This window comes from Roseburia sp. AF20-18LB, from assembly GCF_003461185.1.
Classification (GTDB): Bacteria; Bacillota; Clostridia; order Lachnospirales; family Lachnospiraceae; genus Roseburia_C; species Roseburia_C amylophila.
Genome location: NZ_QTWP01000004.1, coordinates 137,894 through 159,990, shown reverse-complemented (window position 1 = coordinate 159,990; position 22,097 = coordinate 137,894). Strand labels below are relative to the sequence as shown.

The 22,097-nt window shown below is 39.8% G+C and carries 18 protein-coding genes; 17 read left to right on the top strand and 1 reads right to left on the bottom strand.

The features are described 5' to 3' along the window. The first annotated feature begins 49 nt into the window (after nt 1–49). The 10 genes from DWX65_RS09755 (at nt 50) to DWX65_RS09710 (ending at nt 10,384) form a co-directional block, all read left to right on the top strand. Complete coding sequence (locus tag DWX65_RS09755) at nt 50–1,090, top strand: LacI family DNA-binding transcriptional regulator (RefSeq protein ID WP_117697993.1); 1,041 nt, start codon at nt 50–52, stop codon at nt 1,088–1,090. A 16-nt stretch (nt 1,091–1,106) separates the two neighbouring features. Beyond that, nucleotides 1,107–2,540 (top strand): hypothetical protein, encoded by a 1,434-nt coding sequence (locus DWX65_RS09750; RefSeq protein ID WP_147326025.1) that lies wholly within the window; start codon nt 1,107–1,109, stop codon nt 2,538–2,540. 127 nt (nt 2,541–2,667) lie between these two features. Continuing rightward, nucleotides 2,668–3,627 carry a carbohydrate ABC transporter permease gene (locus DWX65_RS09745; protein WP_118173355.1) on the top strand — a complete coding sequence of 320 codons (960 nt, stop codon included), beginning with the start codon at nt 2,668–2,670 and terminating at the stop codon, nt 3,625–3,627. Further along, entirely contained in the window at nt 3,627–4,529 is a 903-nt protein-coding gene (locus DWX65_RS09740) for a carbohydrate ABC transporter permease (RefSeq protein ID WP_242997850.1), read from the top strand. The genes DWX65_RS09745 and DWX65_RS09740 overlap by 1 nt, the downstream gene beginning before the upstream one ends. A 240-nt stretch (nt 4,530–4,769) precedes the next feature. Next, entirely contained in the window at nt 4,770–5,279 is a 510-nt protein-coding gene (locus DWX65_RS09735; protein WP_022243700.1) for a QueT transporter family protein, read from the top strand. Between the two features lie 122 nt (nt 5,280–5,401). Next, complete coding sequence (locus tag DWX65_RS09730) at nt 5,402–6,148, top strand: helix-turn-helix domain-containing protein (RefSeq protein ID WP_118057304.1); 747 nt, start codon at nt 5,402–5,404, stop codon at nt 6,146–6,148. A gap of 474 nt (nt 6,149–6,622) precedes the next feature. After that, nucleotides 6,623–7,441 carry an Rpn family recombination-promoting nuclease/putative transposase gene (locus tag DWX65_RS09725; protein ID WP_158564726.1) on the top strand — a complete coding sequence of 273 codons (819 nt, stop codon included), beginning with the start codon at nt 6,623–6,625 and terminating at the stop codon, nt 7,439–7,441. A 313-nt stretch (nt 7,442–7,754) separates the two neighbouring features. After that, nucleotides 7,755–8,642, top strand: coding sequence for a DUF2156 domain-containing protein (locus DWX65_RS09720; protein WP_118173354.1), 888 nt, complete (start codon nt 7,755–7,757; stop codon nt 8,640–8,642). 1 nt (nt 8,643) lies between these two features. After that, nucleotides 8,644–9,516 (top strand): GNAT family N-acetyltransferase, encoded by an 873-nt coding sequence (locus tag DWX65_RS09715; RefSeq protein ID WP_118173353.1) that lies wholly within the window; start codon nt 8,644–8,646, stop codon nt 9,514–9,516. A gap of 94 nt (nt 9,517–9,610) precedes the next feature. Further along, entirely contained in the window at nt 9,611–10,384 is a 774-nt protein-coding gene (locus DWX65_RS09710; protein WP_117947773.1) for a ZIP family metal transporter, read from the top strand. 84 nt (nt 10,385–10,468) lie between these two features. Here DWX65_RS09710 and DWX65_RS09705 read toward each other — a convergent pair whose 3' ends face one another. Beyond that, nucleotides 10,469–10,798 carry a helix-turn-helix domain-containing protein gene (locus DWX65_RS09705; RefSeq protein ID WP_117698000.1) on the bottom strand — a complete coding sequence of 110 codons (330 nt, stop codon included), beginning with the start codon at nt 10,796–10,798 and terminating at the stop codon, nt 10,469–10,471. Between the two features lie 178 nt (nt 10,799–10,976). On the opposite strand from DWX65_RS09705, the gene DWX65_RS15190 reads away from it, so the two are divergent. From DWX65_RS15190 to DWX65_RS09670, 7 genes are read left to right on the top strand one after another with little or no spacing between them, the layout of a single operon-like run. Further along, on the top strand, nt 10,977–11,171 hold the full coding sequence (locus DWX65_RS15190) for a helix-turn-helix domain-containing protein (RefSeq protein WP_118087739.1): 195 nt from the start codon (nt 10,977–10,979) through the stop codon (nt 11,169–11,171). Nucleotides 11,172–11,176: 5 nt separating this feature from the next. Next, nucleotides 11,177–12,898 carry a phosphoadenosine phosphosulfate reductase domain-containing protein gene (locus DWX65_RS09695; protein WP_117947772.1) on the top strand — a complete coding sequence of 574 codons (1,722 nt, stop codon included), beginning with the start codon at nt 11,177–11,179 and terminating at the stop codon, nt 12,896–12,898. A 5-nt stretch (nt 12,899–12,903) separates the two neighbouring features. Beyond that, nucleotides 12,904–13,785 (top strand): DUF4007 family protein, encoded by an 882-nt coding sequence (locus tag DWX65_RS09690; protein WP_158564725.1) that lies wholly within the window; start codon nt 12,904–12,906, stop codon nt 13,783–13,785. A 14-nt stretch (nt 13,786–13,799) separates the two neighbouring features. After that, a complete protein-coding gene (locus DWX65_RS09685) occupies nt 13,800–17,363 on the top strand; it encodes a hypothetical protein (RefSeq protein WP_117947770.1) in 3,564 nt (1,187 codons plus the stop codon). Between the two features lie 15 nt (nt 17,364–17,378). Continuing rightward, nucleotides 17,379–18,542 carry an aminotransferase class V-fold PLP-dependent enzyme gene (locus DWX65_RS09680; RefSeq protein WP_117947769.1) on the top strand — a complete coding sequence of 388 codons (1,164 nt, stop codon included), beginning with the start codon at nt 17,379–17,381 and terminating at the stop codon, nt 18,540–18,542. A gap of 10 nt (nt 18,543–18,552) precedes the next feature. Continuing rightward, a complete protein-coding gene (locus DWX65_RS09675) occupies nt 18,553–20,283 on the top strand; it encodes a DEAD/DEAH box helicase (RefSeq protein WP_118173352.1) in 1,731 nt (576 codons plus the stop codon). Nucleotides 20,284–20,294: 11 nt separating this feature from the next. After that, nucleotides 20,295–22,094, top strand: a complete 1,800-nt coding sequence (locus DWX65_RS09670; RefSeq protein ID WP_117698006.1) for an ATP-binding protein — start codon at nt 20,295–20,297, stop codon at nt 22,092–22,094. Nucleotides 22,095–22,097 lie beyond the last annotated feature (3 nt).

Sequence of the window (22,097 nt, the reverse complement as noted above, 5' to 3'; positions counted from 1 at the left end):
GCTACGAAAACGATTAAGAAAAGCAACTCAAAACAGTGAGGTGCAAAAGATGGTATCTTTAAAAGACATTGCGAAAGAATGTGGTGTATCAACTGCAACAGTTAGCAAAGCACTGAATGGACAACATGATATTGGAGAAGAAACAAAAGCAAGAGTAAGAGAGACAGCAGAGCGGATGGGGTATTTTCCAAATGCAGCTGCCAGAGCATTAAAGACCAACCGTTCCTACAATGTAGGAGTCCTGTTTCAGGAAGAAGCAGGAAGTGGTCTGACACATGAATATTTTTCAGGTGTGCTAAATGGAATTAAGGTGCAGGTTGAGAAGATGGGATATGATGTAACATTTATCAACAACAGTTACGGAGTAAAGAAAACCTCATTTTTTGAACATTGCAGATACCGGAACTTTGAAGGAATCGTTATCGTGTGTGCTGATTTTGCCAGCCAGGGAGTGCTTGAATTAATGAACAGTGCATTCCCGGTAGTGACCATTGATTATACACATTACAATTGCACAGCAGTTTGTTCCAATAATGTAAAAGGAATGGAAGAGCTGCTGAAGTATATATATAAGAAGGGTCACCGAAAAATTGCTTACATACATGGACAGAAAAACTCGAATGTAACAAGAGAAAGACTTACAAGCTTTTACCGGACGATGGAAGAACTTCATATTAAGGTAAATGAGGATTACATTCGGGAAGCTGCTTATCTGGAAACAAAGGGAGCGGCGGAGCAGACAGAAATTTTACTTGATATGGATGACCCGCCAACCTGTATTCTTTATCCGGATGACACCTCTTTAATCGGAGGGAAAAACGTGATTATGGAACGTGGGATGCATATCCCGGAAGATGTTTCTATTGCAGGATATGACGGAACAAGAATTTCCCAGTTATCTCATCCGAGAATCACAACGATTCGTCAGGATACAGAAGAAATAGGAAGAGAAGCAGCACGGCGTCTGATTGATGCCATCGAGAAACCGAGAACTACTCTCATAGAGAGAGTCGTTATAGAGGGCACATTGATTACCGGCCAGTCGGTAGGAGAGCTGCCTGAAACAACATCCGAGGAGGATGAAAAATGAGAAGGAGGAGAACTCAATGAAAAAGAAACTTATCAGTACTTTATTATGCGTATCCATGGTAGCAGCTATGGTAGCTGGATGTGGATCAGGGGATGACACAAAGGATGCGAACAATGATGCATCCAACACAGAAGGAACAGCAGATGCAGATACGGACACAGACAGTGGTTCTGATTCTACAGAAGTAGAGAACACCATCACCGGTGATCCAAGTGCAGATGATGCATTCGTAGTATGGGGCTGGAACGATGACATCAAGAACATTTTGGATGGACCGTTTGCAGAGCAGTACCCAGACCTTGCAAAACGTATCGTATTCGTAAATGCAGGTGGATCTGATTATTATCAGACAAAGATTGATGAAATCTTAGATGATCCTGATAATGAATTGTATCCAGACCTGATGGGACTTGAGGTTGACTACGTTTTGAAATATGTAAACAGTGACTGGCTGACCTCAGTTGGTGACTGTGGAATTACAGCAGATGATTATGCAAATCAGTATCAGTACAATCTGGATCTTGGAACTGTATCCGGCGAAGATTCTTCTGATGCAAACAATGTAAAAGCATTATTCTGGCAGGCTACTCCTGGATGTTTCCAGTTAAGAGCAGACCTTTGTGAGAAATATCTTGGAACAACTGATGTAAATGAATTAAGCACAATGTTCTCTACATGGGATGGTGTTCTTGATGCAGCAAGAAAAGTAAATGATGCATCTAATGGAAAATGTAAACTGTTCTCCGGTTATGATGAGTGCTTCCGTGTACTTTCTAACTCAAGAGCAACCGGCTGGTATGGCGATGACGATGTTATTTCTGTTGATGATAACATGACACAGTATATGGAACTTGCTAAGACAATGGTAGACGAAGGATTAACCTATGAAACAGACCAGTGGTCAACAGACTGGTATGCAAACATGGAAGGTGACGGCGAGACATCTAATGCAGCAGTTGCTTACTGTGGATGCCCATGGTTCACATACTGGAGCTTAAAAGATACCTGGAAAGGTAACACAATCCTTGTAAATGCTCCGGAACAGTTCTACTGGGGTGGTACAGGACTTGCAGCAACAGCTAACTGTGCAGACAAAGAAATGGCTGGAACAATTATCAAAGCATTTACCTGTGACACAGACTTCATGGTATCTATCAATGCAAAGAACAGTGATTTCGTAAACAACAAAGAAGCTGTTAAGAAGATTTCTGAAGCAGGCGCAACATGTGACTACTTATATGAAGCAGCTGGTCAGGATATCATGGCATTCTACTTACCAATGGCTGATTCCATCAGTGCTAAGAATGCAACAGCAGAAGATCAGAACATCAACTCTGCTTGGTCTACTCAGGTGAAAGAGTATGCAGCAGGAAACAAGGATAAAGATACTGCAATCGCAGATTTCAAATCCGCAGTACATGACTCCTATTCATACTTAAAAGCTGAATAATCAGTAAAAGAACAATAACTATGCTGCCCTTTCCGGCATGGGAAGGGCAGCATTTATAAACAAAACTATTGGAGAGTTATTTTAAAATATAGGGAAATGGAAGATGGATTGAGAGGAGTTGGCAAAGATGGACAAAAAGAAAAAACGTAAACATATTGAATATGGCAGATATGGATACTTCTTTATCGCCCCATTCTTCATTGCATATTGTCTGTTTCAGTTATGGCCGTTATTTAATACATTTTACTATAGTACATTAAGCTACTATAAGAGAAACGGTAGAGAATTTATTGAATTTTGCGGATTAGACAATTTCAAAAATATTCTCGGGCTGACAGCCGGTGAAAAAGGATATGCATTGATTTATTTGAAAAATACACTGGCAATGTGGGTATGCAACTTTATTCCACAGATTTTAGTTTCATTGTTACTGGCAGTATGGCTGACTGATAACATTGTAAAATTAAAAGCTCAGGGCGCATACAAAATTATTATTTACTTACCTAGTATTATCACAGCAGCGTCTGTATCTGTTTTATTCAATGCAATGTTTTCCCAGTATGGACCAATTACACAGACTTTACGTGATATGGGAATCATTTCACAGAAATTTAACTTTATGACAAGCGTCGGCGGAACGCGGGGGTTAGTATCATTTATCCTCTTCTGGATGTGGTATGGAAATACAACCCTGTTGCTGATATCAGGAGTTTTGGGAATTGACCCAAGTCTTTATGAAGCAGCAGATATCGATGGAGCAACCGGATGGAAGAAATTCCGTTATTTAACACTTCCATTATTAAAACCGATTATGTTATACGTATTGATTACTTCCGCAATCGGTGGTTTACAGATGTACGATATCCCGGCATTATTCAATGTCAGTAAGTCAGGACTTATCGGACAGCCGGATGATTCATCCACAACAATGGCAATGTACATCATGAGATTATATCAGAGTGATGTAGGTAAGGCAGCAGCAGTATCTGTATTCCTGTTTATTCTGACCTTGATTATCAGTCTTATCTTCTTCGGAACGATGACGGATCGGAGCGAGAAGAAACATAAGAAAGGAGGGAATCGATAATGGCAAGTTTTGATATGGCAATGAGCGGACAGACATCCCAGCCGAAACAGAAAAGTTATTCGAAAGTATTACATACAAAAAGAGCAATCAGAGGTGTCATTTGTATCCTCTTCTGTCTCTTGAGTTTACTGCCTTTCCTTTTGATGATTATGAATGCAACAAGAACATCATCTGAAATCCAGGCGGGAGTTTCCTTAATTCCTTCCTCTCATTTGATTGAGAACTGGAACATGCTTCTTCAGAAGCAGAACGGTATGAGATTAACATTAGGAAGAGCAATGATTAACTCCTTATGTATCACAGTACCAGGTACCTTTCTTGCAGTATATTGTTCCTGTATGACTGCATATGGAATCCATGTATATAACTTTAAAGCAAAGAAGTTTGCATGGGCGTTCATCATGGCAATCATGATGGTGCCGAACCAGATTACAATCATTGGTTTCTACCGTTTTATGTTAAAACTGAATCTGGTAGATACTTATATCCCATTGATTATTCCTTGTATCGCAGCACCGGCAGTTGTATTCTTCATGAAACAGTATATGGAAAGTACTTTATCCATTGAAATGATTGAAGCTGCACGAATTGACGGAGCAAGGGAATTCCGGATTTTCAATACCATTATCATGCCGATTATGAAACCGGCAGTAGCAACACAGGCAATCTTCCAGTTTATTGCACAATGGAATAACCTTTTTACCCCAACCATCATGTTAACAACTGATGAGAAGAAAACACTTCCATTGTTTGTGCAGATGCTGACGGCAGATCAGTTCCGTGTAGATTACGGTGTTGTATATGTAGGTCTTACCGTAACGGTACTTCCGTTAATCATTGCTTACCTTATCCTTTCAAAGTATATTGTAGCAGGTGTAGCACTTGGTGGTGTAAAGGGCTAATAAAAATACAAGTAATTCTTTTTTTCCATTTCCTCATACAAAATATAATTAAGCGCAAAGAGAGGTTGCCGAAAGGCAGCCTCTCTTTGTGGGTGCATACAATCGCTTGCAATTAGACGAGTTCTGTGATACACTTTCAAACATTGCAAGTACCCCGTAAAACCAAGGCCTTTGGGGAAGAAGAAACCGAGTGTTCGAGACCTTCCACTCGTAAAACAAAACTAGAGGAGACAAAAGAATATGAGAAACAAAAAAGTATTATTTATTGTGCAGGCTGCGTTAATTGCAGCAATCTATGTGGCACTGACTTATCTTAGCAGTATTGCAGGACTGGCATCCGGTACGATTCAGGTGCGTATTTCAGAAGCATTATGTATTCTGCCAGTATTTACGACTGCAGCAATTCCGGGATTATGGCTGGGATGTTTTCTGGCAAATATGCTGACAGGCGGGATTCCGGTGGATGTTGTGTGCGGAAGCATTGCAACTTTGATTGGAGCGTTTGGAACTTATGCATTAAGAAAGCATAAATTCGCATGTACATGGCCGCCGGTTATTGCAAATATGGTGATTGTACCTTTTGTATTACGCTATGGTTATGGCTTTATTACAGAATATAAAGGCGTTGACTGGTCGATTCCATTTAATGCACTTACTGTCGGAATCGGAGAAGTTATCACCTGTGTGATTTTGGGCAGTGTATTACTCCGGGTACTGAATAAGTACCGCAATGTAATCTTTCATGAATAAAAATAAAATAATACTTGCAATTTAAAATGCCATAAAATATAATGGTTTTAGACCAAAGAGGGTATATTCGAAAGAATATGCCCTCTTTTTACATCTGAAAAATACTTAAAGAGGGTGATTGATTGAAAACATTAGAGACAAATGACTGGATGATTTTAAACAGTATTATTTATAAGATTTATACGACGGAAGATGCAGATATTATGCGGGAGCAGTTTTTAGAGCAGATGAAGATGGTGCTGGATTTTGACAGTGCAGATTTTTTTCTCGCAGACAGCCAGGAGAGCAGGCATCTGGTAAGACCGGTCACTTATAATTGTGATGATGAATCCTCGATGTATGATGAAATGAATTCGAACCGCGGAATTGTATATAGCGGAAAGAGTCTGGTGTACCGGGAAACAGATATGATATCGGATGAAAAAAGGGTACAGACAGAATATTATCAGAAGGTGTACCGGCCAAATAACTGGCATTATGCAATCCAGATGATATTGGGAAGAAATAAAGAATTTTTAGGCGTTGTCACTTTTTACCGGACAATCGGAAAAGATAATTTCCAGTATGATGACATTTTTATTCTGGACATGTTAAAAGACCATCTGGCATTCCGGTTATATAAGGACGGACAGCAAAAGGATGAAAGGGCAGAGAAACTAACGATAACAGAAGTAACAGAGAAATATGAACTGACAAAGCGGGAGCATACGATATTGCAGCTTCTGATGCAGGGAAAGGATAATCATACCATCTGTGAAGAATTGTCCATAAGCGTAAATACATTAAAGAAGCATATCTTAAATATCTATCGGAAGCTGGGCATCAGAAACCGTGTCCAGATGTTTAAAATGATTAAAGAAAAAGAGTGATTTTTCTATATCGAAAAGATGATGGAAAAGGAGATTTTTCTGTGAATGAGGCAGAGAAATCTTCTTTTTTTGTTTACGCGAGTAGCGAGAAAAATCGCATGCTTGCATGCAGATTTGGCGAACACCGCGATAACTCGAGAAACTCGCAAAGCGTGTTTCTCGTAGTTTAAGTTGCCAGGCATCCGCAAGAAGATGCCAGTGGCAGGTTTTGCAGTTATAAAATTTTTCTGAAATAACAGAAGGGCATATTGACTTATTAAGAAGTGGCAGGTATGATGGCAGTATCGAAAGCAAATCATTTGCTTTGATTTCGTAGAGCGGGAATATTTCCCAGATTCATTGGCATTTTCGCCAAAATTTCCAAGAAACAGGATGAAAAGTAAAAAAGAGACGGTAAAAGAGTTGGAACAAACGAACTGGTTTGGGTTGTCAAGTCGGGACTCTTTTACTATAATGAAAGGAGAACTATTGTGTATGGCAAGAAAATGTAAAAGCTATGAGGAACTGGAACTTTCCGATGATTTCATGTTTGCAAAGGTGATGCAGAACAAGGCTCTTTGCAAGGAATTGCTGGAACTGATTATGGGCTTTCCGATTGCGGATATTGTATATCTAGAGGAGCAGAAAACTCTGGATGTGGCAGCAAATGCCAAAAGTGTGCGTATGGATGTGTATGCTGCGGATGAGAATCAGACGATTTATGATATTGAGATGCAGACAGGAAAGAAAAAGCATCTTCCGAAACGAAGCCGTTATTATCAGGGGATCATAGATATTGACGAGACAGATAAGGGAATCGAATATCAGAGCTTAAATAAAAGTTATGTAATATTTATCTGCACCTTTGATCCATTTGATGCGGGCAGACATATTTATTCCTTTGAGAACCGGTGCATACAGGATTTGAATCTGGAACTGGGGGACGGAACAGGGAAAATCTTTTTGAGCGCAGTGGGGCGGCAGAACGATGTCAGCGCAGAGATGAAAGCATTTTTGGAATACTTGTCCAAGAAAACAATAGAAACAGACTTTGTGCATCGACTGGACCGGGAAGTTCAGCGGGTCCGTGATAACCAGAAATGGAGGAAAGAGTATATGCAAAGACAGTCGGATTGGATTGAAGATAGAGAAGAGGCAAAAGAAGAAGGAAAATTAGAACTGCTGAATCAGTATGTAAGCGGAATGAAAGCTAAGAACATATCAGAAACTGAAATAAAAAATAATCTGATGGATATTTTTGCATTGCCGGAAGAGGAAGCAGAAAATTTATTGCAGGGTGGTAAAGAACAGTAAAATATATATTGGAATAGCATGATTTAAGGAGAAGGTTCGCTATTGTCATAACCGATGGAAAGGGGCAATAGGGAATCTTTTTTTGCTTTACAGGAAATTGCTTTCCTGTAAAGTAAAAAACGCTCCGCGAGGATGCGCGCTGCGGCGTATAAGGTAGATGTTGCAAGCGACCGCCGCAGGCGCGAGAATTTGCCAAGGCACATTCTTTGTTCCGATAAACTTGAAAATATGTTTCAAGTAGTTTATGGCAGGAGCAGAATTTGACAATCTGGGGTATAATAATTGAAGAAGAAAAGAGAATGAGGAAGATTATATGATAGAATTTAGACCAATAACCATAGATGACAGAGACTGGATGAGTGAAAAGCTGAGGGAAGATAACAGACAGGGCTGCGAATACAGCTTTGCAAATAACTTTATCTGGTCTGTGATATATAAAGTGGAAGTGGCAGAAGTCTGCGGCTGCTGCGTGATAAAATTCGATGCAGAAGGGGAAGACTGTTATGCATTCCCAATTGGAGCAGGAGATAAGAAGGCAGCAATTATGCAGCTCCTTACACATGCAAAAGAAGATAACAGCAAGCTCTATATTGAAAGTATTGAGGAGGCAGACCGGGAGTTTTTAGAAACGTATTTTTCCGGTATTTTTCAGATCGAAGAAAACAGGGACAGCTTTGATTATATTTATACAGTGGATAAGCTGACCAGTCTGGCAGGAAAGAAGCTTCATGGCAAACGAAATCACATTGCAAGATTTAAAGATGACGAGAATTGGAGTTATGAGCCAATGACAGCGGAAAACAAGCAGGAATGCTATGATATGAATCTGAAATGGTGTGACAGAAGGGCATGCAAGTGGAATGAGGATATGAGTGATGAGCAGTGTGCCCTGAATCAGGCAATGAAATATTTTGATGAGTTGCATTTAGAAGGTGGCATATTGCGTAAGGCTGGAGAAATCGTAGCATTTACCATAGGAGAACGATTAAATTCCGATACTTATGTAGTGCATTTTGAAAAAGCATTTCCGGAAATACAAGGTGCTTATCCAATGATTAACCAGCAGTTTGTAATGCATAATTGTCAGGAGTATAGTTATGTAAACCGAGAAGATGATGCCGGGGATGAAGGACTGCGAAAGGCAAAATTATCCTATTATCCTGATATTTTGCTGAAAAATTATACTGCACGGGAGATTTAAGATGGAAATACGGTTTGCAACAAAAAAGATGATTCCACAGATAAAAGAGATTTGGCATCGGTGCTTCGGGGATGAAGAGGACTATATGGAATTCTATTTCACGCACCGGTTTACGGAAGAAAATACGCTGGTGTGTATGGAAGATAAGAAGCCTGTGGCAATGACAACATTTCTTAAGGCGTATCTTGTGACCGGGGAAGGTGAGATACCGGTACATTATGCTTATGCAGTAGCAACCCTGCCGGAATACCGGGACAGGGGCTATGCAAAAATGCTGTTAGAAAAAGGAAAACAGCATTTTCAGACACCGATTGTCTTAGAACCAGCCAGCGAAAGCCTCATATACTATTATGAGAAGCTGGGATTTTGTATGGCATTTTGCATAGCAGAGCGAACCATTCTTCCGGATGAAATTGCAGAAGCAAAAGGGGAAGAAAAAGGGCAGCAGGAATACTGGCTGCTTACGGTGACACCGGATGAGTATGTGCAGCTTCGGGATGCTTATTTTATGGGAAATGGTTATATCCGCTGGGATAAGGATGCAATCACTTATGCGTTGCTGGAAAATGACTATGCAGATGGTTATGCTTATAAAGTGCAGCACCATGGCAGAGAGGATCTTTTATTATTCCGGGAAGAGGAAAATGCAATCGAAGTATTGGAAACAACTTTGTCAGAGCAGGATTTGCTGGCGGTATTAAAGCGTCTTCGGATAAAAGTTCCGGTCAGAGTCAGAAAATCTTTGGCGGCAGTTGAAAGAGAAGAACGAGTCGGAAATGATAAAAAAGAACAGGGCTATCAGAAAAAAGATTTTGGCATGATAACCGGCTGTGATGAGGTAAAGAATGGGTACTTGAATCTTACGCTGGAGTAGAAACTTTATGAGATAAATTCTATATGAGAGAAGAATTTTATAAGAAGATAATGAAATGCTGCTTTAGAATAGCAAGTGTGAAAGGAGGTTTTATATGATTGGAATATATATCTGGATTCCGTTTGTAGGAACATTTTTAGGGGCGGCCTGTGTGCTGTTTATGACTGGGGAGTTGAAGCCGCTGGTGCAGAAATCCCTGCTGGGATTTGCATCCGGAGTCATGGTGGCAGCGTCGGTATGGTCGCTATTGATTCCGTCTTTGGAAATGTCAGAAGAAATGGGAAGGTTGTCATTTATTCCGGCAGCAGTTGGATTTGCCCTTGGAATTGCATTTTTGCTGATTTTGGATAGGATTATTCCGCATTTACATTTAAACAGTGATGAGCCGGAGGGAATTAAAGCACACCTAAAAAAAACAACCATGCTGGTACTAGCAGTTACCTTACATAATATTCCGGAAGGGATGGCAGTGGGTGTAGTATTCGCAGGATTTCTGATGGGCAGCGGAAATATTACTTTGACAGGAGCACTTGCCCTGGCAATCGGTATTGCCATACAGAATTTTCCGGAGGGTGCAATTATATCCTTGCCACTTCGCAGTGAAGGAACCGGAAAAGGAAAAGCATTTCTTTACGGTGCATTGTCCGGCATTGTAGAGCCGATAGCTGCAATTATAACCATTGCAGCAGCATCCATAGTGATTCCGATTCTGCCGTATCTGTTATCGTTTGCAGCAGGCGCCATGATTTATGTGGTAATCGAGGAATTGCTGCCGGAGGCATCCACAGGCAGCCATTCGAATATTGCAACCATATGGTTTTCAGTAGGATTTCTGCTGATGATGATATTGGATGTGGCACTGGGATAGAAAATCCCGGATAGCTGATAATTTGAGGAACATCTCATTTTTATCAGCTATCCGGGATTTTTTTGCTGTCGGAAGATACCACTTTTAAGATAAATTCAATAATTTCTGTATTGCTTCCTGCATTTCCGGGTGCTTCCGGTATTGTAGAATCAATTCTTTTTCATGTCTGGTCAGAATAATTTTTTCGGAATCGTCATAACCGAAAGTTCCAAGAATGTCATTGATTTTATATATTTCGCATAAGAGCAAAAGCGTATCGGCATCCGGCTGGGTCTGACCGCTTTCCCAGCCATAAATGGTTTTTGGCGCTACCGGGACAGATTTCTCACTTAACTGGATGGAGACATCCGTTACGGAAAGCTGGTTGCGTTTGCGATATTCTTTTAATACTTTTGCGATGTTTGCATTTTTCATTTTTTCACCTCTTTTTTAATCATAAACTAACATATTTTGAACGTCAAACAATTCTCGGATAACAGGAAAAATGAATGTTGATATTCTCTTTAAGAAAGAATATAATGCTATTTATAAGAAAATATTCCCGGAGTCAGAGAATATTATGAGTTGGAATCTTTTAAAGAGAGAAAGAAAAATGGCAAAGACAATAACAGAAAAATTAGCAATATACATAGCAGATAATCATTTATCCGTAACACAGGTTGCACGGGATACCGCCATTTCGGAGGATAAACTGCAGGTGGGAGCAAAAGAAAGCCTGAACGCAACAGAGTTTCTGGAATTGTGTTCCTATTTGAATGTGAAACCGGAAGAATTGAAGAAATGGTGAGTTAAATGCAAAGATATCGATGCACGAAAGATAATATCATAACACAGACCAGCGTCTGTCCGGTATGCAAGGAACGGGCGGAACTGGAAAAATCCGACATTTACTGGTGTGATACCTGTAACATTCCTTTATATCAGAAAAAATGTTCCTGTGGCAGTAAGCCAAGGAGAATGGTATCGGATATCCGCCCGGTATTTCCGGAGGAAAGATTGCTGTTAGAAATTTTGCTGAAAAAGCCATTTGCATTTTTAAAAGATTCGGTATGGAACGGCTCCGGAAATAAATATTATGTCAATGGCAAACGAATTGACTTTTCTGTAAAAGATTTAATAGAAGTAGACGCAGAAGAAGTGCGTAAGCAGTATGAGGATTTGAGAGAACAGAATACCTATCAGTATTTTGATTCCTATATAAAAAGATTCTTAGAGGAGAACCGGGAGCGTTATGAAGAGATAACCACAGAAGCGACCGGTTATATCAGAGAGAGCACGAAGAATTATAAGATTCAGGATATGTTTGTCTCTTTTTCCGGTGGAAAGGATTCCACGGTGGTATCCAGTCTTGTAATGCGGGCGTTATCAGAACCGAAGATACTTCATATTTTCGGGGATACTACATTGGAATTTCCGGAAACCATGCACTATGTGGAGCGGTTTAAGAAAGAGCATCCGAAGACACCGGTTCTGTCATCGAGAAATAAAGAAAAGAATTTTGAAGAACTGTGTGAACTGATGGGACCGCCAAGCCGTGTCATGCGCTGGTGCTGTACTATTTTTAAAACGGGAGCAATCCAGCGGAAGATAAAAGCGTTGTTTGGTGATAAAGATAAAATAATTACATTCTATGGAATCCGGAGAAGTGAGTCTGCCAGCAGAAGCAAATATGAGCGGGAGACAGAAGGCTCGAAGATTACGAAGCAGATTACGATTTCGCCGATTATTGACTGGATGGACTTTGATATCTGGCTGTATCTTCTGACTACAAAGACAGATTTCAATGACGCATATCGCTGGGGTTATACCAGAGTAGGCTGCTGGTGCTGCCCGAATAACAGTGCCTGGTCAGAATTTTTATCAAGAATTTATATGCCGGAGCAGTCAAAGCACTGGCAGGAATTATTGGTTGATTTTGCAAGGCGGATTGGCAAGCCGGATGCAGAAAGTTATATTCGGGATGGCAAATGGAAAGCCAGACAGGGCGGCAATGGTGTGGAATATGCCAATAAAGCAGTGGTGTCATTTAAACCCTGTGTATTGGAAGAAAACAGCTTTAATTATGAATTGCAGCGGCCGATTTCAGAAGAATTATATGAGCTATTCCGACCGTTTGGATATATCAATAAGAATCTTGGAAATGAGCGTTTGGGAGAAGTGTTTATTACCACAAAAAATGGCAATCCAAGAATCAAATTGCAGGGACGGATTGGTAAGACTACTCTGAAGGTGACAATTTATGATATGCATCTGGATGGAGCAAAAAATCTGGAAACAGCGGAAGATAAGATAAAATGCCAGCTGACCAAATATCAGCTCTGCATGGGCTGTAAGGCCTGTGAAAGTATCTGTAAACACAATGCGATTGTTATCCGGGATGAAAAGGATGGGAGTATTTCCTATCATATTTTGGATGAAAAATGTGTCCGCTGTGGAGAGTGTGTCAACCATTATGTAGGTGGCTGTTACATCAGAAAAGTGCTGGCAACAAAACGAGGAAAAAGGGAAGAGTAAGAAGAATGGGAGCAATGATAAAAAAGATTCGACTGAAAGGTCATGAGACATTTATATTGCGGGAAGGCTGGCTGACAAAGGGACTGGCAGCAGCAGAAAAGGATGGAACGGTATTCAGTAAAAACTCCGGGGCAGATGCTTTGGGAGTCGGAACCAATATGGCAAAGGCAATCCGTTACTGGATGCAGTCGGCCGGATTCATTGGAAAAACTGAAAACAGGGCAGCCGTAAAACTGGAATTACTTGGTCAATTAGTATATCAGAAGGACCCGTATTTTGAGGATGATTTTTCCTATTGGCTGGTACATATGAATCTGGTGACAAATGCCGAGGCAGTTACAAGCTGGTATCTTTTCTTTAATACGCTGCAGGCAGAAGAATTTACAAGAACAGAACTGGAAGATTATATGATGCGGGAATATGCAGTGGAAACGGGACGGACAGAGATACCAAGACGTTCGCTGGCAGATGATTGCAGTGCCATACTCCGGATGTATAGCAGGGATCATGTGGAGGATTACGACCCGGAGGATAAGAGCATCAGTCCTTTTGCACACCTTGGATTATTAAAGCTGGATGGTGGGAAATACCGGAAGAGCCAGCCGAATTTAAAACGGCTCAGCCCATTTGCAGTCTGGTATCTTATCGAAAAGATGTGGGAAGAAAATAAAACGAATAGCATCAGTATTGCAAGCCTTTTGGAGGATGCAAAAGGTCCGGGAAAAGTCCTGCAGCTAAAACGGGCTGCATTGAATGAATATCTGGATAAACTGGATAACTATGGCTATATCCGGCTGAACCGGACGGCGGGGCTGGATATGGTATACAAAAACGAAGAGAAAAAATGGGGACCGTATGAAGTTGCGGAACTATATTATGAAAAATAAAGGGAACGATGAAGATGAAGAGACTGAAAGATTTCGTTGAGATAGATAAAAGATTTCAAAATTCCATAAATTTACAACTGGATTTGCAGGATGATACCAAGCTGGAAAGTTATATTCCAACCAAATCATCTTTATTAATTCTGCAAAAATATCTGAAATCAGTAATGGGACAGGAAAAGGAAAAAGCAACGATTCTGATTGGACCTTATGGAAAAGGAAAATCACATTTACTGCTGGTATTGTTGCAGATTCTTTCTGCACCGGAAAATGAAAAGGTAAATGACCTGGTTCAAAGAATCAGCAAATTAGATGCAGAAACAGCAGAATTGATAGAGCAGTATAAGAATCAGAAGAAAAAATTCCTTCCGGTTATTGTATCCAGCTCAATTATGAATCTTTCGGATGCCTTCGTCTTAGGACTGACAGAAGCATTGCAGTATGCAGGACTTAGCGACATTGTTCCGGACAGCTATTATAAGGAAGCAGAAAAGGCAGCGGATAACTGGATGGAAAATTATCCCAAGACTTATCAGAAGTTTGCAGAACTGATGCATTCAGAGCATGGTCGCTCCATTGAGCAGTGGAGAAAACAGATGGATAAAATGCAGGAAGATGCCTTAGAAGCATTCCGGGAAATTTATCCGAAAGTGACTTCCGGCAGCCAGTTCCAGCCGATTGTAAATATTGAAACCATGAAGGTCTATGAGGGCATCAATCGTATTTTATGTGAAAAATACGGTTATGCAGGCATTTTCCTTGTATTCGATGAGTTCAGCAAATATGTGGAAGGTCATGAAGAGGCAACCTTTGCAAGAGATATGAAGGTATTGCAGGACATGTGTGAGCTGGCAAATTCCGGCAAAGAGGAAATTCATATCGTATGTGTTGCCCACAAGAGTATTAAGGAATATGGACATCAGTTATCAAAAAATATAAAGGATGCTTTTGATGGAGTAGAAGGAAGATTAAAAGAAGTCCGGTTCGTAGTATCTGCGAAGAATAATTTTGAACTGGTGATGGACGCCATTCATAAGGATATAGAGGAATGCAGACGTGTGGCAGCAAAAAATGCAGAGTGGAAAAAGGTGTTAGAAGATACCTATCAACTGCCTTGCATTTCTGCACTTTTTGAACAGGAAGAGTATGACACAGTAGTAAAGGAAGGCTGTTTTCCTTTGCTGCCGCTTACCGTTTATCTGTTATTAGGAGTCAGCGAAAAAGTGGCACAGAATGAACGCAGCGTGTTTACGTTTCTTGCAAATAATGAGCCGGGTTCACTGGTACGCCTGATTGAAGAAGATGAAAAGGAAGCCCATGGAATCGGTGCGGCAGTCGTTTATGATTATTTTTCCAGATTATTCCGGGAAAATACAGACCTTATCCATATTCATGCGGAATGGCTGAAAGCAGAGTATGCCCTTGGAAAGGCAGAGTATGAGGAAGAAAAAAACATTATCAAAGTAATGGCATTGCTTAAGATGATGGGAAATGAAGAAGAACTTCCGGTAAACGATGAAAGCATCTATCTGGCAAGCGGACTGGAATATGGAATTGTAAAAGAAAAATTAGAACAGTTAAAAGAAGCACAATTAATACAGTGGAGAAACCGGACTGCTTCTTATGATTTTAAAAATAATGTCGGTGTAGATATCGAAAAAAAGATTCAGGAAGAAATACAGAAACAGAAAAAAGTAAATATCGAAAAAGTGTTAGGTGAAATTGCAGAATTAGATTATGTCCTGCCAAAGCAGTATAATCAGGAATTCACCATGACCAGATATTTTCATTATGAATATAAAAAGTTAGAGCAGTTTCTTGCATTAAAGAAGGCAGAATATCTTTTTGAAGAGAAACCCGCAGACGGAAAGATTATCGCATTGACGGATGCAGATAAGACAACAGATATGGAAAAAGTCCAGCAGCATCTGAAGGAGTTAAAGGACGAGCGAATCGTAGTCCTCATTCCGCGAGAACCGTTAATGGAAGAAGAAAATATCCGGCGTCTGATAGCAGTTCGGCAGTTAAAAGAAGATAAGACATTTTTAGAAGAAAATGCAGTATTGCAGCAGGAATTGCAGCTATATGAAGAAGATTTGATTTATGAAATCAATGCGGCATTAGAAAAGCGTTATCTTCCGGAAAATGGAAACTGCACAGTATTATGTGGAATTGTATCCCGGAACAAGAGTAAATCAGTAGGTGAATTTAATCGTACGCTCAGTAGAATCTGTGAGGAATATTATAATCTGACTCCGAAAATTAATAATGAAATGATTAACCGCAGAAAGGTGTCGTCCCAGACAAAACGTGCCAGAAGAACCATTGTAGATGCTGTTTTAAATGGAAAAGAAATGGCGCAGTGGGAGAACGGTTCGGCGGCAGAAGCAACCATTTACCGGGCAACCTTACGGGTACTGGATGAAGGAAGAGCAGAAGAGGGAAGCCAGCAGGTATTACAGGAAATCATGGAATATATCAACCGCTGTGCCGGGAAAAAACACAGTTTTTCCGAACTTTATGAAAGTCTTTCCGGAAAAGGCTATGGAGTAAGAGAAGGTATCATTCCAATTTATATCGCAAGGCAGATTGCGGAACTTGAGGATACACCGGTCATTCTTTTGCAGGAGCGTGAGGTGGAGATTACGCCGGAAATATTTGACAACATAGAAGAACATCCGGAGAATTACAGCCTCTATGTGGAAAAGGAAACGGTAAATAAAGAGAAGTATATTAAGCAGTTAGAAGAAATTTTTTGCGGACAGGATACCTATCAGAGTATTGGAAAACGAAACCGGCTTTATGAACTGGTACGAGCAATGCAACGGTGGTACAGAAGTCTGCCGCAGATTGCTGTTTCCTTTCAGACCTGCCCGGAAGGCATGGATGAGGAAGCTTATGTATTTATCAAGGGGCTTCGTAAGATTCTTAAAAATATGGAGCCGAACCCAAGGGAAATGCTGTTTGAACAGCTTCCGGGACTGGTAGAGAAAAAGAATTTAAAGGAAACGACACGGCAAATCAAAGAGGGAAAAGAATATTTAGATACCTTCCTTTTTAAGAAAAATGAGCAGGCAATAGAGGTCACAAAGAAAATCTATGGCGCAGCAAAAGAAGACAGTCTTTCTGGCGTTTTAAAGGCATGGTATGAGGAACAGGGGAAGGCGGCAAAGAGTTTTCTGGCCAGCAATCAGGTGACGGCATTGATGGGCTATTTATCCAGAATGCAGACCCACAATGAACAGGAAATTGTAGAACATCTTTCCAAGGCAGTCCTTGATATTTATATGGAAGACTGGCGGGATGAGTCCTTGAAGCAGTATGAAGAAGAGCTTGCCCGGTTAAAGGCAGAGATTGAACACATCGGAATGGAACAGAGTGAGTCCGGCAGCAGGCAGATGATAGAATTTACCGGAAGTGATGGAAAAAAGGTAAAGAAATTCTATGAAGCAGAGGATGACAGCACCAGTTATTTTCTGAAAAATGCCATGGAAGAAGCTATGGAGGAATTCGGAGACAGTCTGGAAGTGAACCAGAAGGTAGCAGTACTGGTTCAGATGATAGAGAAACTGACGAAGTAGCAAGGAGTTGTAGTTATGAATACAGAAGAAATTATTTATCTTGACAATGCGGCAACAACATATCCAAAACCGGAAGTAGTATATACGGAAATGGACCGGGTCAACCGCAGCCTTGCATTTAATGCAGGGAGGGGTTCCTATGCCCTTGCAAAAGAGGCGGATGAAATTATCGCGGAAACAAGAGAATCACTGCTTGATTTAGTACATGCAAAAGAACAGGCAGAGGTGGTTTTATCTGCCTCTGCTACTGTTGCTTTCAATCAGATCATTGGCGGAATGGACTGGAAGGAAACGGATGTGGTTTATGTCAGCCCTTACGAACATAATGCGGTGGTTCGCCCACTGGATTTATGGAAAGAGCGGATTGGGTTTACCACAATAGAGCTTCCTTTGGAAAAAGAATCCTTAAAAATTGATTTGGAAAAAATGGAATATCTTTTTACGGAGCAGCCGCCAACTCATATCTTTCTGTCACAGGTCAGCAATGTGACAGGTTATATACTCCCCATCGAAGAAATATGCAAAATTGCAAAGAAATATGATGCAATCACAGTAATCGATGCATCCCAGTCCCTTGGGCTGACAGAGCTTGATATGCGAAAAGTTCCGGCAGATATTGTAGCATTTGCCGGTCATAAAAATCTGTATGGTCCATTCGGAACAGGAGGATTTTTCTTAAGACATGGCATAAAGCTGAAAGTTTTTCTGGCAGGAGGAACCGGCAGTGATTCCCTGAATCCGAAGATGCCATTGGAAAGCCCGGCACGTTATGAGGCAGCCAGCCCCAATATTGTAGCAATAGCAGGACTTTGGGCAGCCCTCATGGAGATAAAGGCAGCCGGAACGAAAGGCTGGCTGGCGCATGAACAACAGTTGACTGATAAATTAATTGCGCAGTTAAAACGGATTCCAGGTGTGAAATTATATGGAGATTTCGGGCAGGACAAAGTCGGAATTGTTCCTTTCCATATTCGGGGCTATCAGGCGTCCGAGGTGGGATTGCTTTTGGACACAGACTATGGAATTGCCGTAAGAACTGGATATCACTGTGCACCACTGATACATAAGCATTTAAAGGATGAAGCTTCCGGCGGCGTCGTCCGGATCGGAATCGGAAGATATACCACGGAGAAAGAGATAGATACACTGGTTGCCGCAGTAGAGGAACTGGCGGAGTAGGAGGAAGAAGATGGAGAATGAAGTTATGAGATCTCATATGATGAAATTTTCCTTGGAAGATTTAAAAAGTTTTCTTGGAGAAGATATTGTGGAATCTTTACTTGAATGGAATACAGGAAGTGAAGCTCTGCTTACGAAGAAAAGATTGGTTGATATGATCATGTGCATTTATGGGGTGAATATTTTAAAGAGTAAGGAATTCAGACATCATATTTTGAGTACCTTTCAAAAAGAAGATATTCTGGATTTTCGTGTGGAATTGCCTGAAAAATATAGAACCTGTGAGAATCCGGAATTGATTATAGATGTAGTAGCGAAGAAAAACTGGCGTGAAAGTCAGATAAATAATCATGTACTTCATTTGTTGAACTATTCGGAAAAAGATATTTTTCAGGAACAAAGTGTAGAGGAAGTTTCATCTGAAAAAATTGCATCATATGATAAGTTTTATGAATTGTTGGATTATCAATATATTATTCGCCAGAGAGCACTGAATATACTGACTTCAGAATATAAGCAAAGACGTTTTTTAATACATATGCCGACCGGAACGGGGAAAACCAAGACGGCAACTCATATTATATGTCATCACTATAATTATAATTTAAAGAAACAGGGATTGATTGTCTGGATAGCACATACCACAGAATTGTTGCAGCAGGCATATGACACATTTGTTAATGTTTGGAAGAACATAGGAAATGGAGAAATTTCAACGTATAAACTTTGGGGAGAACATAATATAGAAGCTATTCCAGAAGATATGTCTGGTTTTATGGTCTGTGGAATACAAAAATTGCAGTCTATGAAGGAAAATCAACCGGACAAATTTCAGAAGCTTGTAAATGCTACCAGATTAGTTGTATATGATGAGGCACATAAAGCAGCAGCTCAGGAGACAAGAAATGTAATTGAACATTTTATGCGTAGAACGGGAGAAATGAAGGATTGTGCGTTGATGGGATTATCGGCAACGCCGGGCAGAACAACAGAAATGAGTTTTGAAAATGATTTGTTAGCATCGACGTTTGGAAACAAAATCATATTCATTGATACGAAAGTTATGAATGAAGTGAATTTGTCCAGACAGGAAGCACTCAATGCAGAGGTGGAAAAAGATATTATCCGTTATTTTCAAAACAGAGGTGTGCTGGCAAAGATAAAGAAGAAAGAGCTTACATATGCAGAAAAATTAACAGATGAAGAACTGTCAAAGATAAAAGTAATAGCCACGAAGAATGGTTATTCCGATTTCTCGCCTGCAGCACTTAATGTGATTGGAAAAAATAAGAGCAGAAATTTGCGGATTATGCAGGAATTAAGAGCACTAAATCAATCACAGACACCTACAATCGTTTTTGCGTGTTCTGTAAAACATGGACAATTACTTTCTTCCATGCTTACTCTGGAAGATATACCTAATGCATTGGTAATAGGAGAGATGTCAGCAACTGAGAGAAGGGAAGCAATCCGGAAGTTTAAAGATACAAAAAATGATATGAATATTCTGATTAATTATGAAGTGCTGACAACAGGGTTTGATGCAACAAACATTGAATGTGTTTTTATTGCAAGGCCAACACAATCAGTAGTTCTATATAGTCAGATGTTAGGGCGCGGACTTCGTGGACCACAGATGGGCGGAAAAAAGGAATGTTTATTAATAGATGTAAAAGACAATTTGAATCAGTTTAATGAAAATATGGCATTTTCACACTTTAATAATTATTGGAATGCATAGGAGGAAAAGTTATGGCAAAAGACATATTTGTAATTCAGACAATGGGAGATGCACTGAGAAATACGGGTTATAAAAATATTGAATGTGCAATGGCAGAAATTATTGATAACTCTATTCAGGCAGAGGCAAAAGATATTTTAATAATTGTATCAGAAGAATATAATCCCGAAACAGGAAGAAATAATATCAAAGAAATCGGATTTCTGGATAATGGAAAAGGAATGGAGCAGTTAGAACTGGAAAGCTGTCTTGGAATTGGATATTCCACAAGAACTGACAGAAAAGGAATGGGAAGATTTGGAGTTGGTTTGCCGCAGGCTTCTTTATATGCATGCCCATCAGTTGATGTGTACTCCTGGCAGAATGGATATGATAATTGCAAGAAAGTATTTTTGGATATAAATAAAGTAAAGGATGGAGCGCAGACCGTATTGGAAGATCCGGTGCAAAGTGAGATTCCTTCAAAATACAAGAAGTATTTAACCTATAAAATGCAGGGGCAGAATGATGCTGTAAAAGAATACAATTTTATGGAGAGTGGCACATTTGTATTGTGGAAAAACTGTGATAGAGTAGTGCCTAAAACAGTATCATTTCTGTTTAAAAAATTGGAATTTGCATTAGGACAAAAGTTCAGATATTTTATTCATGATGGAATCTGTAATATCAGTTTAATTCATCATGAAAATCAGGATAATTCAAAAAGAATAATGCCAAATGATCCGCTGTTTCTCATGAAACCAAATTATGTATTGGGAAATCCTGCAACACCGGAAAATATCTGTCCAGGCGATAATATAAATTACACAGAAAGTATTTTTGAACCTTATACAGATGAGAAGCATACAGATGGAGTTATTTATTTTCCTATTCAATATATTGATAAGATAACAGGAGAAACAAAGGAACACAACATTGAAATTCGTTTTTCAAAAGTAAAAAAGGAATTTTATGACAAGACAGCAGTAGCAGGAGATCCGGGTGGAAAGCCATTAGGAAGCTATGTAAAAAAATTGGAAGGAATATCAATTGTACGGGCAAATAGAGAAATTGATTTTGGACAGTTCGATTTTTATGAAAATATTAATCAGCCGCAACATAGGTGGTGGGGCTGCGAAATTAAATTTGATCCTGTTCTGGATGAAGCGTTTGGAGTGGCAAATAACAAGCAGTTTGTCGAATTGAGAAAGATAGATAAAGATGATTATTTGGATGAGCCTGTAAAACCGGTATGGGTACAGTTGTATAGCATAATTCATCCTACAATAGAACGGATGTATAAAGAAAATAAGAAGACCAGAGAAAATGCAAGGTCTTCAAAGGATATAGATTCTCCGACAACGAAAATAATAAATAAAGTAGAAGAAAGTGAAATACCGAATGAGGAAAGTGAATCCGCAGAGGTAAGAAGAACTACTTCCAAAGAGGAATTATACGAAAAGAGCAAACAACAGTTAGAAGAGAGAGGGGTTATAGATCCTCAGCAGGAAGAAATCGTAAATAATCTTAAAAATCAGGTTAATATAGACTATCAGAATATGGGAAAACTGGCAGCTTTATTTGACTATTCATTTGGTTTGGGAAACTGTTATGTAAAGTTTAATATGGATCATATTTTTTATAAGACATTTCTTGAAGATTTGATAAAATCAAATGATGCAAAGGTTGCATTTGAACTTTTTGTGGCATCCTTAGTTAAGGCAATTGATGAGACTAATCGCAGACAGGAAGATGAGAATGATAATCTTATTGCTACATGGAATGAAAAATTAAGAAAATATATCAATGCACAACATGGAAGTTTGAAATAGCAG

Bases quoted from the DNA above. Each gene is read 5' to 3' on its own strand.
- DWX65_RS15190 (WP_118087739.1), top strand. From the start codon at position 10,977: ATGGCAAAGACAATAACAGAAAAATTAGCAATATACATAGCAGATAAT.
- DWX65_RS09735 (WP_022243700.1), top strand. From the start codon at position 4,770: ATGAGAAACAAAAAAGTATTATTTATTGTGCAGGCTGCGTTAATTGCA.
- DWX65_RS09715 (WP_118173353.1), top strand. From the start codon at position 8,644: ATGGAAATACGGTTTGCAACAAAAAAGATGATTCCACAGATAAAAGAG.
- DWX65_RS09740 (WP_242997850.1), top strand. From the start codon at position 3,627: ATGGCAAGTTTTGATATGGCAATGAGCGGACAGACATCCCAGCCGAAA.
- DWX65_RS09675 (WP_118173352.1), top strand. From the start codon at position 18,553: ATGGAGAATGAAGTTATGAGATCTCATATGATGAAATTTTCCTTGGAA.
- DWX65_RS09680 (WP_117947769.1), top strand. From the start codon at position 17,379: ATGAATACAGAAGAAATTATTTATCTTGACAATGCGGCAACAACATAT.
- DWX65_RS09725 (WP_158564726.1), top strand. From the start codon at position 6,623: ATGGCAAGAAAATGTAAAAGCTATGAGGAACTGGAACTTTCCGATGAT.
- DWX65_RS09755 (WP_117697993.1), top strand. From the start codon at position 50: ATGGTATCTTTAAAAGACATTGCGAAAGAATGTGGTGTATCAACTGCA.
- DWX65_RS09695 (WP_117947772.1), top strand. From the start codon at position 11,177: ATGCAAAGATATCGATGCACGAAAGATAATATCATAACACAGACCAGC.
- DWX65_RS09705 (WP_117698000.1), bottom strand. From the start codon at position 10,798: ATGAAAAATGCAAACATCGCAAAAGTATTAAAAGAATATCGCAAACGC.
- DWX65_RS09720 (WP_118173354.1), top strand. From the start codon at position 7,755: ATGATAGAATTTAGACCAATAACCATAGATGACAGAGACTGGATGAGT.
- DWX65_RS09710 (WP_117947773.1), top strand. From the start codon at position 9,611: ATGATTGGAATATATATCTGGATTCCGTTTGTAGGAACATTTTTAGGG.
- DWX65_RS09670 (WP_117698006.1), top strand. From the start codon at position 20,295: ATGGCAAAAGACATATTTGTAATTCAGACAATGGGAGATGCACTGAGA.
- DWX65_RS09745 (WP_118173355.1), top strand. From the start codon at position 2,668: ATGGACAAAAAGAAAAAACGTAAACATATTGAATATGGCAGATATGGA.
- DWX65_RS09685 (WP_117947770.1), top strand. From the start codon at position 13,800: ATGAAGAGACTGAAAGATTTCGTTGAGATAGATAAAAGATTTCAAAAT.
- DWX65_RS09750 (WP_147326025.1), top strand. From the start codon at position 1,107: ATGAAAAAGAAACTTATCAGTACTTTATTATGCGTATCCATGGTAGCA.
- DWX65_RS09690 (WP_158564725.1), top strand. From the start codon at position 12,904: ATGGGAGCAATGATAAAAAAGATTCGACTGAAAGGTCATGAGACATTT.